The 13,663-nt window shown below is 70.0% G+C and carries 10 protein-coding genes, 1 tRNA gene and 3 pseudogenes; 2 read left to right on the top strand and 12 right to left on the bottom strand.

All coding sequences use genetic code 11. The features are described 5' to 3' along the window. Positions 1-146: 146 nt before the first annotated feature. Positions 147-551 carry a MarR family transcriptional regulator gene (locus HCC61_RS26630; protein WP_346777408.1) on the bottom strand — a complete coding sequence of 135 codons (405 nt, stop codon included), beginning with the start codon at positions 549-551 and terminating at the stop codon, positions 147-149. A 342-nt stretch (positions 552-893) separates the two neighbouring features. On the opposite strand from HCC61_RS26630, the gene HCC61_RS26625 reads away from it, so the two are divergent. Then, positions 894-1,130 (top strand): hypothetical protein, encoded by a 237-nt coding sequence (locus HCC61_RS26625; RefSeq protein ID WP_169139725.1) that lies wholly within the window; start codon positions 894-896, stop codon positions 1,128-1,130. 165 nt (positions 1,131-1,295) lie between these two features. Here HCC61_RS26625 and HCC61_RS26620 read toward each other — a convergent pair whose 3' ends face one another. The 7 genes from HCC61_RS26620 to HCC61_RS26590 form a co-directional block, all read right to left on the bottom strand. Further along, positions 1,296-2,186 (bottom strand): RNA polymerase sigma factor SigF, encoded by an 891-nt coding sequence (locus HCC61_RS26620; RefSeq protein WP_169139723.1) that lies wholly within the window; start codon positions 2,184-2,186, stop codon positions 1,296-1,298. Between the two features lie 198 nt (positions 2,187-2,384). After that, complete coding sequence (locus HCC61_RS26615; protein ID WP_169139721.1) at positions 2,385-3,176, bottom strand: RNA polymerase sigma factor SigF; 792 nt, start codon at positions 3,174-3,176, stop codon at positions 2,385-2,387. 453 nt (positions 3,177-3,629) lie between these two features. Beyond that, positions 3,630-3,794 carry a hypothetical protein gene (locus tag HCC61_RS26610; protein WP_206323058.1) on the bottom strand — a complete coding sequence of 55 codons (165 nt, stop codon included), beginning with the start codon at positions 3,792-3,794 and terminating at the stop codon, positions 3,630-3,632. Positions 3,795-4,053: 259 nt separating this feature from the next. Then, entirely contained in the window at positions 4,054-4,644 is a 591-nt protein-coding gene (locus HCC61_RS26605) for a hemerythrin domain-containing protein (RefSeq protein WP_346777397.1), read from the bottom strand. 151 nt (positions 4,645-4,795) lie between these two features. Beyond that, positions 4,796-6,454, bottom strand: a complete 1,659-nt coding sequence (locus HCC61_RS26600; protein WP_169139717.1) for a hypothetical protein — start codon at positions 6,452-6,454, stop codon at positions 4,796-4,798. Continuing rightward, a complete protein-coding gene (locus HCC61_RS26595; RefSeq protein WP_169139716.1) occupies positions 6,441-8,306 on the bottom strand; it encodes an ATP-binding protein in 1,866 nt (621 codons plus the stop codon). The genes HCC61_RS26600 and HCC61_RS26595 overlap by 14 nt, the downstream gene beginning before the upstream one ends. Before the next feature lie 197 nt (positions 8,307-8,503). Further along, entirely contained in the window at positions 8,504-9,376 is an 873-nt protein-coding gene (locus tag HCC61_RS26590; RefSeq protein WP_169139715.1) for a hypothetical protein, read from the bottom strand. A 136-nt stretch (positions 9,377-9,512) separates the two neighbouring features. Here HCC61_RS26590 and HCC61_RS26585 point away from each other — a divergent pair. Beyond that, positions 9,513-10,097, top strand: a pseudogene (locus tag HCC61_RS26585) (lanthionine synthetase LanC family protein); the annotation flags it as partial. Positions 10,098-10,271: 174 nt separating this feature from the next. Here HCC61_RS26585 and HCC61_RS26580 read toward each other — a convergent pair. The 4 genes and pseudogenes from HCC61_RS26580 to HCC61_RS26565 all read right to left on the bottom strand — a co-directional run. Next, the gene (locus tag HCC61_RS26580; protein ID WP_169139714.1) at positions 10,272-12,071 is read right to left on the bottom strand and encodes a coagulation factor 5/8 type domain-containing protein; all 1,800 of its coding nucleotides are present in this window, start codon (positions 12,069-12,071) and stop codon (positions 10,272-10,274) included. Between the two features lie 485 nt (positions 12,072-12,556). Continuing rightward, positions 12,557-12,694 (bottom strand) — tRNA-Ser (locus HCC61_RS26575). Positions 12,695-12,849: 155 nt separating this feature from the next. Beyond that, positions 12,850-13,437 (bottom strand): annotated as a pseudogene (locus tag HCC61_RS26570) (transposase); the annotation flags it as partial. A 90-nt stretch (positions 13,438-13,527) separates the two neighbouring features. Continuing rightward, positions 13,528-13,663, bottom strand: a pseudogene (locus HCC61_RS26565) (IS110 family transposase); the annotation flags it as partial.

The following is a 13,663-nucleotide window of genomic DNA, read 5'->3' as shown; positions in this document are numbered from 1 at the left end:
TTTCCCTAACTCTTCATCACTGCCGTGCAGTGTTCCCGCCGGTCATGCCAGTCCTGCTGGTCCTGCTTCTTCCGCTGGTCCTGTCGGTTGTCCTGCTGGTCGGTCGCTTCTTCTCATGCCGTCCGTGCCGGCGTCGTACGTGCCGCTCAAGCCTGGGGTGCCGGATCTGCCTTCTCCGCCCGCCCTGCCCTTGCGGCCCGAACCGCCTTTGCCGTCTGGTCCGGCTTCGCCGCCTGATCCGCCTTCGCTGCCGGTCCCGCTGCCGAGAGAGCGCCGCAGTCGCCGAAACTCCCGCGCAGGCGCTCCAGCATTCCGTTCAGCCGTGCGACGTCCTCCTCGGTCCAGTCGTGAAGAAAGCTCTCCAGGGCCCTGGTGGTGGCCTCGGAGAGCGTGTCCAGTTGTCGGCCGCCCCGTTCCGTGAGGCGCAGCAGCCGGGAGCGTCCGTCCTGCGGATCGGGCTGGCGCTCGACCCACCCACGCTCCACGTTGTGGGCGACGTGGCGACTGGTGACAGACATGTCTACCGCCATCAGCTCCGCGAGACGACCCATACGCAACTGGCCGTACTTGTGGAGCAGAGTCAGGACGGCCACCGCGGCCGGCGGACAGTCGGCAGGCAGTCCGCGCACCAACTCTCGCCGCACGGCGCCGAGTCCGCCAAGATGCCGGGCCAACTCTTCAAACTCGCTGCGTGCGGCTCGCGCGGGCATCCCGCCTCCCAGATTTTGTTGCTTTGGGCAACCATAATTCCGTTAGTTGCAGTACGCAAATGAACGTCGGCCCGTCCGAGGCAAAGAATCAGCAAAGGGGATCGACGTGCGGTACGCAGGCAGTCGCTGCCCGCGGGGACGGGGCTGTCCGTGCCCGCGGGGCGTTCGCTATGGTCCTGCCCCATGGCTCACAACCCGCATGCTCCCCAAGGCCCCGACCCGTCCCAGTCCCAGGACCCGGCCGGCAGCACGCAGATGTTCCGCGCCTTCGTCGACGAGGAGAGCGGCCCCGCCGCCGGCCCGCAGCGACGTGCCGCCGAACCGCAGGCTGCTTCGTCCGGCCCCCGGATCGGTCTGATCGTGGGCGTCCTCGCCGTCGTCGTGGTGGTCGTGGCGGCCGTCTGGCTCGCCATGGCCTGAGACCCGGGGCGACGCGCAGGGCGCGAGACCCGGGGTCCTGGACCCGCGGCACGGCACGGACAGAGACGCAGGGGCCGAGTCCTATGGGCACGGTGTTCTACGGGCACGGTCCCGGCGATGAGCTGCCCGTACGCCCAGCAGTGCGTACGGGCCGAGCGCCCGTGCTCACTCCTCCGCGATCAGCCCCTCGCGCAGCTGTGCCAGCGTGCGCGTCAGCAGCCGGGAGACGTGCATCTGCGAGATGCCGACCTCCTCGCCGATCTGCGACTGCGTCATGTTGGCGAAGAAGCGCAACATGATGATCTGCCGCTCACGCGGGGGCAGTTTGGCCAGCAGCGGCTTCAGCGACTCCCGGTACTCCACGCCCTCCAGCGCGGTGTCCTCGTACCCCAGGCGGTCCGCGAGCGAACCCTCGCCGCCGTCCTCCTCCAGTGCGGGGGAGTCGAGCGAGGAGGCGGTGTAGGCGTTGCCCACGGCCAGCCCGTCGACGACGTCCTCCTCGGACACCCCGAGGCACTGGGCGAGTTCGGTGACGGTCGGGGAGCGGTCCAGCGTCTGGGACAGCTCGTCGCTCGCCTTCGTCAGCGCCAGCCGCAGCTCCTGAAGGCGCCGCGGCACCCGCACCGACCACGACGTGTCGCGGAAGAAGCGCTTGATCTCCCCGACCACCGTCGGCATCGCGAACGTCGGGAACTCCACGCCCCGCTCCGCGTCGAAGCGGTCGATCGCCTTGATCAGCCCGATCGTGCCGACCTGGACGATGTCCTCCATCGGCTCGTTGCGGCTGCGGAAGCGGGCCGCCGCATACCGCACCAGGGGCAGGTTGAGCTCGATCAGCGTGTCACGCACGTACGCACGCTCCGCGCTGTGGTCGTCTCCCGAGCCGCCGGGCCCCGAAGAGGCGTTGTCGAGCGAGGCGAGCCGCAGGAAGAGGGAGCGCGAGAGGGTGCGCGTGTCGATGGCGTGGTCTGCGGGGGCCTGGGGGGCTCCCATGGCGTCGACGTCGTCGGTCGTGTTCTCGGTGAGCACCTTCGAGCTGCCCAGTTCTACGGACATGCCACCCCCTTGAGGTCGCGGACGGATCGCAGCGGCGCCTTCGTACGAAGGGAGCACCTCCCCCTGCATACCGGAAGCGCCGTCGCGGCAAACGCAGCTCTTGCAGAATGTCACAAGTAGGCAACGCGACGTAGCCCCATGTCGATAAAACTGCACAGCTGAGGAAGTTGAGCCGGTGTCATGGCTCACTCTGTCCGGTTATGCCTCGATTCGATTTGCGGCCCGCAGGCGCGCGAAGCTCCGCGACAGCAGCCGCGAGACGTGCATTTGGGAGACGCCCAACTCGGCACTGATCTGTGACTGCGTCAGGTTGCGGTAGTAGCGCAGCAGCAGGATGCGCTGCTCGCGCTCGGGCAGCTGGACGAGCAGATGCCTTACGAGATCCCGGTGTTCGACGCCGTCCAGCTCCGGGTCCTCGTAGCCGAGCCGGTCGAGCAGGCCCGGCAGGCCGTCCTCACGTTCCTGCGCGGCCTCCAACGACGTTGCGCGATAGGAGCGTCCGGCCTCGATGCACGCGAGGACCTCCTCCTCCGTGAGCTTCAGACGCTCCGCGATCTCGGCGGTGGTGGGCGAGCGCCCGAACGCCGTCGTGAGGTCCTCCGTCGCGCTGCTCACCTGCACCCACATCTCGTGCAGCCGTCTCGGTACGTGCACGGTGCGCACGTTGTCGCGGAAGTAGCGCCGGATCTCGCCGATGATGGTCGGCATCGCGAAGGTGGGGAACTGCACGCCCCGCTCGGCGTCGAAGCGGTCGATGGCGTTGATGAGCCCGATGGTGCCGACCTGTACGACGTCTTCCATGGGCTCGTTGCGGCTGCGGAAGCGGGCCGCCACGTAGCGCACGAGCGGGAGGTTGGCCTCGATCAGCGCGGTGCGCACACGTTCGTGTCCGGCGGTGCCGGGTTCCTGCCCCGCCAGCTGCTCGAAGAGCTCCTGGGTCAGCGCCCGGGCCTCCGCGCTGCGGCTCTCGCGGGTCTGGGTCGCCGCCACTCAGCCACCACCTCTTCGGGTCCGGGTCGGTCTGACTCCAAGTATCGGCCAAAAGCGGTCATAGCATCACAAGACATGTGCAACGTGTGCAAGCACCGTAAATTGCCGTGTTGGTGCGGAGTTGAGGAGTTCAGGGGTGCCGTCCCGACGGTCCGTGCCGCGGTCTCCTCACGGAGTTGCGGGCCCCGGTCGCGGAACGTGCCGCGGGCCACGCACCGGTGACGGGCGACGGCCGAATGCCGTGGGGCCGCGGGGGAGGCGGGGCTGGGTGCGGCGCGTACGTACGGGACAGGCTCGGGGCCGGGGGTCCGCGGCGGCCCGGAGAACCCCGGAGAAAGGCCGCCCGGAGAAAGGGGAGAGGCGGCTCGGGGGGTGCGTGCTCCGTGGCGGTCCCGGGGGCCGGAGCCGTTCGGGCCGGGAGCCGGGCCGGAGAGAGCCGGCAGAGGTGTGCTGCTACCTCACGACCTCGGTCATGAAGTGGCCCACGCCCTGCGCGGCGCTCGATATGCCCTCGAATCCGATCTGCACCAGGTCCGCGGCCCTGTCCGGGGACGTGATGATCGTATACAGGGCGAAGACGGTGAGCACATAGATACTGATCTTCTTCGCCTGCACCATCTCGCTCCTCACACGGCTGCCCGGGCTTCTTCCCCTCTTCGCAGTCGGGTGAGTCTAACCACCGGCGCAAGCGGCACGGTCCATGCGTACGGCCGCAAAGCGGCCTCGATCAGGGCTCTTTGACCGGTACTGCACTCCTCGTCCCCGTGGCCGCCGCATCCGCTTCACAGCGGGCGGGCGTGCGGGGAGTCAACGCCGGGCCCGGCGGCCGGAGGCCTGGCGGCCCGGCGGCTCGACCCCCGGGCCGCCCGCCGTGGCGTCAGCCGCGTGACCGGTCGCCGCCGGCGATAGCGTCCCTGGCCCGGTCCATGAGCGAGGCGAAGGGGCCGACGGTCCACTGCGCGGCGGACGAGCCCGTGGCGGCGGGATGCGGATGCGTGGGAGCGGTCCGCTCGGCACGGAGCAGCCTCTTGCCCATCTTCCGCCGCTGCTCCTGCGAGCAGCCGTCGCGTACGGCGGGGAACTCCTCCCGCTCCTCGTGGTCCGCGTGATCACCGACGGCCTTCTCGAACTCCGTCAGTTTCGCCTCGAATTGGGAACCGTCCGGGTCCATCCGCTCCAGCTCCGCGAGGATCCGGCCGGCCTCCTCCTCTTCCTCGTTGCGCGAGTCGGCTTCGCCCTCGCCGGCCTCCCGCTTCGCGACCGGCCGGAGGATCATCTCCTCGGCCGCCTCGTGCACGGCCAACAGGGCCCTCAACTCACCGAACTTGGCCTTCTTCTCGTCACCCAGCGAGAGATGCACCTCGGCGAACAGCTCCCGCATACGGGCGTGTTGGGTCAGCAGGAGGCCGATGATGTCGTCCTCCGGGAGCTTCGCGGCCTCCGCGCGTTCAAGCGCTGCGTTGCTCACGGGGCTCACTCCTCGTACGTACGACTTGGCGCACCGTCCACAGGACCGGGTGACCTGCGCACGGACGCGCCAAACACGGCGCATGACCTGGGACGGAGGCGACGCCGAGCGGCGCCCCCTCGTCCCCTCCCCGTCGGCCCGTCCCGGACGCTCACTCCGCCGGGCAGGCGCCGCTCTTGCTCTGGTTCGTCCGGTACGGCTTCGGCGGGGTGTAGCCGGACGGGCGGGGGAATTCGATGACCGGAACCGGTTTGCACACGGGCCAGTTGCCGTTGCCCGTGGTGTAGCCGAAGTTGCCGGTGGCGCCCCGTACGCAGTTGTGGCAGTCGTCGTCGGGCAGCATCCGCATGTTTTCGACGGTGTTGGCGACGTCGTGCTTGGAGGGCAGCTGGGGGCCCGGGAGTTGCTGTTCGGCCTCGGTTACGGCCTGGGCGAGGACCTGGAAGGCGTCGTAGTGCATGAGGGCGTAACCGTCGTCCAGGGCACGCCCCTTGAGGCCGGTCTCGTCCGCCAGGGCGTCGGTGAACGGCACGAACTGCTCCGGCTCTCCCTGTCCCGCGCGCCACGAAGGGGCGTCCGTGGCCGCCGCGTTGAGCGTGACGACCCCGGCCTGCTCCATCAGCGCCCGGGACTTCCCGGTGATCAGCCGGGAGGTGAGGCCGGTGGCGACCCGCAGGATCCGGATGGTGTCCTTCTCCTCGCGGCCCTGGCACTCGGGCTCCTTGGCTATCGCCTCCACCAGATAGGGAAGGTCCCAGTCGCGGCCCGCCAGGAAGACGGTGTCCGAGCCGGTCTTGCAGACGCCCTCGGCGGCGGAGGCCATGGCGTGCGGTGCGCCCTCGTACGGGCCCATGCTGCCGACGTACGAGCTCTGCCGGATGCGCAGCTGGTAGTGCTTGCCGAAGCGCCGGTCCAGCTCCGCCTTGGTGTTGGTGACGTAGTTGTCCTTGGTGCGCGAGTCCCAGACGAGATAGCCGCGGCCCTTGCCGGGCTCGTCCTTGAGGTAACGGGCAAGCGCGGCAACGGAGTTGCGGTTGTTGGGCGCGGCCTTGAAGAGCAGGCCGGCGTCGATCTCGGGTGAGCTGAGGAGGCCGCTGACCGCCGGGACGCCCCGGCGGGTCAGGTCTTCGGCCGCGTCCTGGGTGTCCTGCTCGCTGTTGGGGAGGCCCATCGCGCCGACGAGCGGGGAGTCGCCCTCGCTCGGGCGCTTGTGCCCGGTGAGCTTCGCGGCCTGGCGCACCGCGGGGCGCCACAGGGAGAGGTCCTTGCCGATGTTGCCCAGGAGCATCTGGAAGTTGACGCCGGTCTGCCCCCGATTGGCCTTGTGCTGGGCGGAGTAGGCGCCCGCCAGGCTGTGCTGGAGGAGTTCGGTGGTCATCGCGCCGGACTCCGAGCCGTTGAACGGAAGCAGCAGCGCGACCTTCACATACGGCTTCTTGTGCGCGTCCTCGTCGGGGTGCTCCCAGGCGTCGCGCACCCGCTGGTTCTCCTCGGCGACGCTCTCGACCAGGTGTGAGATGCGCGGATCGGGGCCGTGTGCGCCGGGCTCGAAGGACGGCGACTTCGCAGTGGCGTCCAGCAGGCCGACGCACTCGCCCTTCTGCTCCTGGAGGCCCTGTGCGCAGTCGTCCTCGTTGAGCACGGGAATCACGAGGAAGGCCGCGGCGATCAGGAGGGCGAGGACCACCACCCCCGCCACGCCCTTCTCTCCCGGTCCGGGCGGGCGGCCCCGCAGCCGCGTGAAGGGCCGTACGAACACGGTCCGGGCCAGGCCTCGGGCCGGGCGGGCCAATGCGTCAGTGATTCTCACCGTGGCTCCCTTCAGGGTCCGGGGCCGGTAAGGCGGAGGGCGGCGTACGCAGCTCGCGCAGCTCCTCCTGCCACTCCTGGGCGGCGTCGTAGAGCGTGCCCGCGCCCGTGGAGTGCCTCCCGGACAGGAATTCGAGCTCCCACTTGATCCGCCCGCACAGCGCCTCGTCCGGCGCGGTCAGCGGATCGGCGGCCAGCCACACCGCATGCAGGAGGCGGTGTACGGAGCGCTGCACGTCGTCACCGGCGGGCTCCGTGCCGGGTGCACCCGTGGCCACGGTCCGGCACTCGCCGGCCCAGCCCGGGTCCGGCGGATGCGGTGCCGACGCCACGTGCCACAGGTCGCGCAGCCACTCCTGTGCGGGGGTCGGCGGAGGGAACCGCTCGGCGAGACGCTGCGCCACGTGCGCCGCGTCGCCGCCCGCGAGCGCGTGATGCAGGGCGTCCAGCGGCTGGCCCGCGTCCGCGTGGTGCTCGCGCAGCAACTCGTGCACTCCGGACCAGGTTTGCTGTGCATCCGTGAACTCGGGCCTGCGACGGCGCAGTTCGAGTACGAGCACCGCCCGCAGGAACGGGTCCGCGACGAACGGCCGTCCCGCCGCCCCGTGTTCGGCGCGCAGATGGCTGCGGGCCGTCTCGACGGCGGCACGCTCGGGATCGGTGCTCAGATAGGCGTCGGCCAGGGCGCGTGCCGCGGCGTCGTCCTGCGCGACGGAGAACAGCACAAGATTGCGGCGCAGTTGGGCGTCCGGCACCAGCCGGGCCACGATCTGCCTCGTCACCGACTGCCCGGACAGCTGAAGCGCGCCCACGTCGTGCCCTGCCGTGGACGCCGCCCGCGGATCGGCGACGACGGCGTCCCGCAGCAGACCGCACCCGAGGGGCGATCCCTGGGTGAACCGCCGTACCGCACGCGGGAGTTCGGGACGCGGCGGCGGATCGGCGGCCATCAGCATCGTCACGATGTCGTTCCGCTCCAGGGGCGGCAGATCGACGGCGATCAGCCCGGCCGACGGCGATCCCGTCGCCGGCCGCTCCCAGCCGCTCGCACCGCCCGCGACCTGTGCCGGCGTGCGCACCGCCGCGTCGGGCCCGCCCCGGCGGCGGGCCCCGCCGCGCGCGGAGGCCACCAGGATCAGCGGGTCGCGTGCGCCCTGCGCCCGGTGGGTGAGCAGCTGCTGGAGGAGGCGGGAGCCCGGCGCGGCGTGTACGTCGTCGAGCAGGAGCAGCGGCCGCGGGGTGCGGTTGAGCTGCACCCAGCCGCTGTAGTGGGCTTTCAGGTCCTCCAGGAGCGCCGCCGCGAGCGAGGCCTCCGACTCCTCGCGGAGGTCGTCGCCGAGGTGGAAGTAGCGGCACAGTTCGTACAGCGGCTGTGCGGCACGGTCCGGCCCGAGCCGTCCGGCGTAGAAGGAGCGCACGTCACGCGCCTGCCTGCGGTTGAGATACCTCTCGGTGAACAGTTTCACGGAGGCCTCGGCGACCGGCGCGAGATCACCGTCGCCCAGCGCCAGCGTGCCGTTGACGTCCTGTACCCAACTGCTCGCCTCCGGCGCCCCGTCGGGGACCAGACCGCACTCGGTGAGCAGGCGCCGCATCCGCGCCTGAGCGGCGCCCTGCTCCTGCTGGTCGCCGCGGCTCCAGGCGGAGATCGCCGCGAGCCCCGTCCACAGGCGCGGCAGCCGCACCCGCTTCTGCCCGGTCACGGGCGAGCAGAGACCGCAGACCGCGTCGGTCAGCACGTCGGCACCCTGGGAGGTGTTGGCCACCATCGCCCCGGCGGCGGCGTCCCGCGCGCAGTCCACCTTGGCCGCCGGAATCCGCGTGCGGTACGAGGCGAACAGGGCGTCGAGCACGGCGGTACGGCCGCTGCCGTGCGGCCCGGTCAGCAGCAGCGCGGGCGGATCCGCCGGGGTGCGCCTGCGCCAGCAACTCCGGCTCCCCCGGGGCGAGTCCGATCAGGCTCGGTACGAGGTCGTCCAGGAGGACGTCCCGGCCGTACAGTCTGCTCACGCTCGTCCTCCCTGCTCCTGGCTGCCGGGTGACCGGCCGCTCAGCCGAGCAGCCTCGTCAGAACCGGTCCGATGGTGTGCAACAGGGCTTGCGCCGCCGCCGAGTTGGGAGCCGCCGACAGCTGCTCGCATATCCGTGCCGTGAGGGTGCGCTGCGTGCCGCGCTGCTGAGGCAGGGCACCCGTGCGGCGCAACTCCTCGGTGTCCCGCATGAGTCGGTCCAGCCGCTCGGCGTCCAGATCGAGGCCCGGGGCGTGCTCGCGGATCGTGTCGACGAACCTCACGACATTGCCGTACGTGACGTTGAAGTCGCCCTCGACGTGCTCGACATGGATGCTGGCGGGAGCCGGCTCGCGGGTCAGATGCTCCGATACGCCGCATCCCTCGGCCGCACAGCGCCGTCCCGCGGGCGTCAGCGACACCCGGTCGGCCACCGTCCCGCCGCTCACCGTGAGCAGCCCGGCCTGGCACAAGAAGCGTGCGCTGCCCTCGACTTCGCTCTGGCTGAGCGGGCTGCCGTGGAAGAAGACCTGCTCGGAGACGAAGAACTCCTTCAGGCGCGGCCGGTGGCCGGTCCGCTCCTGCTCGTGCGCCCAGTCGAGCAGGGCGTCCTCGGTGTAGCGCTGGAGCGCCGCCAAGTCCCCCCGCTCCCCGGCGAGTTCGTGGGCACGCGCAAGGCCCTCGGAGGTGAGCTCCGCGTCGGGCGGCGGCAACTCCCCTTCCTCATGGGCCTGTACGAGTCCCCGCTCCTGAAGGGCCTCCACGACCGCGGCCACTCCGAGCGCCGGCTTGTTCTGCCGCAGGGCGAAGTCGCCGGTGGGCACCGGAACTTGGGCGCGGTCGCCGCACTGCTCCAGCAGCCACAGCAGCAGCCGTACCTCATAGCGGCCCAGCGCGGCCGCGTGACGCGTCATCGTGAGCCCAACCCCCGTTTGGCATCGCGAGCCCAATCCCCGTCGGCACATCGCCAAGGTGCGAGATGTGAAATGTGGGGACAGCCGAATCTACATCTGATCCGGTGTCACCGCATCAGTGCGTGAGCGCCCGGTGATGAACCGCGACCGCGACGAGAACCGGCCCGCCGCGTCCCGCCGCGTCCGGGCGGACGTTCGAGTACAGCCCATTCCGGCTCGACCGCGGGGAGTCGGAGTGCTCGGCATTTCCGCGTCGCCGTTCGGAGGGCCGTGCGAGGGTCGGCCCATGGTGGCGCGTGAGACCGGGACCGGGACCGGGGTCGGGACCGGAGCCGGGGCCGTGTCCGTCGAGGAGGCCGAGTCCCTCGCGCTGGACGGGCTGCGGTGGCTGCTCGCGACGGCCCGGTACGCCGGCGGCGGAGGCATCGCCTGGACGGCCGGGCCCTCGGACGACGAGCCCGATCCGATCCTCTACAGCGGCACGGCCGGGATCATTCCCGTGTTCCTGAAGGCGTGGCGGCACTTCGGCGACGACTTCTACGCGGACACCGCGCTGCGCGCCGCCCGTACCCTCGCGGACACCGTCGACGTCGGCGACGACGACTCCCTCTACTTCGGCCGCACCGGAACGGCCGTCGTCCTGCGGGCAGTTGGCGACCGGCTCGGCGACACGGCAGCCGGCGCCGCCACGGACCACGCCCTCGAACTCGTACGGTCACGCTTCGACGGCACGCGCTGGGGCGAGCCGAGACGGAGCGCCGATGGAGACGGAACGACGGCGGGCCGGATCGTCGTGATCCGGCCCGCCGTCGTGTGCAATTCGGAAGCGGTAGCGGTGGTGTGCTGGTTCAGCACAGGTCACCGGCCGGGGCGGAGCGGTCCGCCCCGGCCCGTGTCAGGGGAAGGACGTCACGGTGGACGGCTTCGTGTCCTCGCCCGAGGTGGGGTCGCCGGTCTTGTTGATCACGTGCTCGTACTGCCCCTTGCCGCCGAGGGAGACGACGCACAGGTTGTGCAGCTTGACGCCTTCCTTCTCCGGCGCCTCGAAACCGTGCCCCTGACGGATCTTCGGGTCCACGTTGTAGAAGCAGTAGCTGCCGAGGCCCCAGCCTTCGTGCGTGGTCACCTTGTCGTCGATGCGGTAACCGGCGAAGCCCTTGGTGTCGCCGTTCTGGATGGCCTCCTGGTTGGGAGCGTCGTACGCCTTCTCGTTCTGGAAGAAGATCGTCCGTCCCTTGTCGCCGTGCCAGTCGACGTCGAACTTGTTGAAGTGCTCGACGAACAGGCCGGTCGCCAGGACGGAGTCGCCGTTGACGCGGACTCCGTAGTCGGCGCGGTTGGTCTCCCAGCCGACGCCGTCGCCGTGGTCGGCGCGCCAGACCCAGACGTGGTCGACGATGGTGTCCTTGCTGTTGATGACCATGCTGGTGGTGGCCTTGCCGACGCCGGCGCCGCCGATCCGGACGAACACGTCCTGCACCGTCGTCGGGTTGCCGGAGTGGTCCTTCGACGCGCCCTCGGGGCCGACTTCCAGCAGGGTCTTGGAGTTCTCCTTGCCCGCGTCGATCAGGATGCCCGCGAGCCGCACGCCGTCGACGTCGGCGACCTTCACGGCGGTGGCGCCGCCGCTCGGGACGATGGTGGCGTAGCCGAGGCCGAGTACGACCGTGTTCTCGCGCTTGATCTCGACGGGCGCGTCGACCTTGTAGATGCCGGGCGTCAGCAGCAGGTGCAGGCCCTGCTCCAGGGCGGCGTTGAGCGTCTTCGCGTCGTCCTTGGGCTGGGCCACGTAGAACTTGTCCAGCGCCAGCGACTCGCCCTTCGGCGTCCCGCTGCCCCAGGTGGTGCCGCTGGACTCGGTGCGCTTGGCGGGGACGAAGACCTTGTAGTCCTTGCCGTCCAGGTAGAGGAAGGGCTTCTCACGGGAGACCGGGGTGGTCTTGAGAACGGTGTAGGGCGGGTCCGGGTACGACGCCGCCGGTGCGCCCTCGACGCCGGAGAAGACCATGTTCCAGACGGCGTTCTTCCACTTGCCGACCGAGCTGTCGCGTGTGTACCACTGCTGCTGGGAGTACGGCCCGACCTCGCCGTCGATACGGCTGTCCGCTATGTAGCCGCCGCTCGCCCAACCGTAGCCGTCGGGGGCCAGGTTGAGGCCGCCCTTGACGTGCATCCGCCGGAACGGGGCGGCTTGGGAGACCGCCCACCGGTTGGTGCCGTTCTTGGGGACGAGGGCGAGGTTCTCCGCGGAACGCCAGAAGTTCTGCGTCGCGTTGCCGTCGAACCAGCCGGCGTCGACCGTCACGTCACCGTTGATCGTCGTGTCGTCGGGCGACAGGCCGAGGCCCATGATCGAGGTGTAGAAGCCGAGTTGGGCGTTGAGGCCGCTGTACTTGCCCGGCTTGAAGAGGAGCGCGTACCGCGCGTCGCCGAACTGGGCCTTCTCCTGCTTCTTGAAGATCTCGTCGAGCTTGTCCTGGATCCCGGACGTGTCCGGGTCGAAGACGATCACGTTCGGGCCGAGGTCGCCGCCCCCGGGAAGCTTCTTGGCTGCGGGGGCGCCTGACGCCAGGGACGGGAGCGTCGCCGCGAGCCCCGCGGCGGCGGGTACGGCGACGGCCGCCACTCCGAGGACCTTGCGACGTGAAGGTCCAGATGAGGGGTCGCCGGCGGCATCTGTGGGGGGTGTGTGCATTGAGCTCTCCTAGTTCAGAGAGTGAACGATCGTGGGGGTGAGAGCGCTCTCTTTGCCAGCCTCATGTTCATGGTGTGTGCACAACGCGTCAAGTCATCCGGGTTGCGCCCCTGGGTTTCTGCCGAAGCGCGTCAAGTCGCCGTTCAAAGACGGCGGTTGAGGGGTGTGCGGCCCTTCCCGGGGGTTTGTCCGAGATGGGATCGCCGGCGGCGGCGGTACGTAGCGGCAGCGGTGCGTAGGGGTGCTGAAGAGCGCCAATGCAGCGCAGAGGCGCGGCAGTTCAAAGCAGCCCTGGTGTTTCAGGCTCTTGTGGACGCGCGGCCATGGCCCCCGGCGAAGTGCAGGGCGGGTTCAGCGACAGGGCACAGTGCCGCCCGGGCCCAGAAGGTCGGGGCCGCGGGCGCCGACCACCCGCACCCCGCACGACAAACTCCCGGACCCACGACCGTGGGCCCGGGAGTTCCGATGTCCTGCGACACCGCAGAAGCGGTAGCGGTGGGATTTGAACCCACGGAGGGTTGCCCCTCACTCGCTTTCGAGGTCTGTTCGCGCTGATGAGCGCCTTGTACACGGTCGTTCAGGGGCGTTCAACCCTGCACCGGGACTGGGCCCGTGGCCACCGCTGAACAGGGTTGGACGGCGGTGAATGAGACCCAAACTGAGCCCCAGGGCCGAAGGACCGGGCTCAGTAGGCCCCGCTGTCCACGTGCGTTGGGCGCCACACAGCTACACGACTCAGGTGGGGGGGTGCCTCTATGTGTTTCGTCAAGCGGTGGTCGGGGGTGCGGGGTTCGTAGTTGGTGCTGTCGCGGAGCATGGCGAAGAGGACGCTGATGTGGTGGCGGGCGAGGCGGAGGAGGGCTTGGGTGTGGGTTTTGCCTCGGGCTCGGCACTTGTCGTAATAGGTGCGGGAGGCCGGGTTGTGGAGGGCAGCGAACGCGGAGAGGAACATGGCGCGTTTCAGTTGCCGGTTGCCGGCTCTGGGGGCGTGTTCGCCGTGGATCGAGCTCCCCGACGACTTTGTCGTGGGGACGAGACCGGCGTAGGAGGCCAGGTGGGCGGCAGTGGGAAACGAGCTGCCGTCGCCGACGGTGACCAGGAGGACTGACGCGGCGGTCCTGACGCCGACGCCGGGCATCGACGTCAGGACCGTGGGAAGAGGGTGGGCCTCCAGCAGGGCCTCGATCTGGGTTTCCAGGGTTCGGCGTTGCTCGTGGAGGGCTGCGAGGGACTTGGCCAGGGAGGGCACGATCACGTCGAGGGTGCCGGTCCCGGGGACGATGACGGTCTGTTCGTCGAGGGCGGCGAAGACGTCGTCGATGAGCCGTTGGGCTATGCGCGGAGCCTGGGGGCGGATGACTTCGACAGGGAGCGACAGTCATGCCGGGCCCGGAGGCCAACGGCCCCATTGCAGGACCGCGAAGAAGATAACGGGGGGGTGTCCCTATGGGTTTCGTCAACCCGTGGGGGTGGGCTTGGGGTCGTAGAAGGTGCCGTCGCGGAGCATCGCGAAGAGCACGTCGGCTCGTCGTCTCGCGAGGCAGAGAAGGGCTTGAGTGTGGTGCTTACCCTGGGCGATCTTCTTGTCGTAG

The sequence above is a fragment of the Streptomyces sp. HNM0575 genome, from assembly GCF_012726265.1.
Taxonomy (GTDB): Bacteria; Actinomycetota; Actinomycetes; order Streptomycetales; family Streptomycetaceae; genus Streptomyces.
This window is presented reverse-complemented; position numbering and strand designations above follow the sequence as displayed.

Coding starts and splice junctions, on each gene's coding strand:
- HCC61_RS26630 (WP_346777408.1), bottom strand. CDS start 551: ATGGGTCGTCTCGCGGAGCTGATGGCGGTAGACATGTCTGTCACCAGT.
- HCC61_RS26625 (WP_169139725.1), top strand. CDS start 894: ATGGCTCACAACCCGCATGCTCCCCAAGGCCCCGACCCGTCCCAGTCC.
- HCC61_RS26620 (WP_169139723.1), bottom strand. CDS start 2,186: ATGTCCGTAGAACTGGGCAGCTCGAAGGTGCTCACCGAGAACACGACC.
- HCC61_RS26610 (WP_206323058.1), bottom strand. CDS start 3,794: ATGGTGCAGGCGAAGAAGATCAGTATCTATGTGCTCACCGTCTTCGCC.
- HCC61_RS26590 (WP_169139715.1), bottom strand. CDS start 9,376: ATGACGCGTCACGCGGCCGCGCTGGGCCGCTATGAGGTACGGCTGCTG.
- HCC61_RS26580 (WP_169139714.1), bottom strand. CDS start 12,071: ATGCACACACCCCCCACAGATGCCGCCGGCGACCCCTCATCTGGACCT.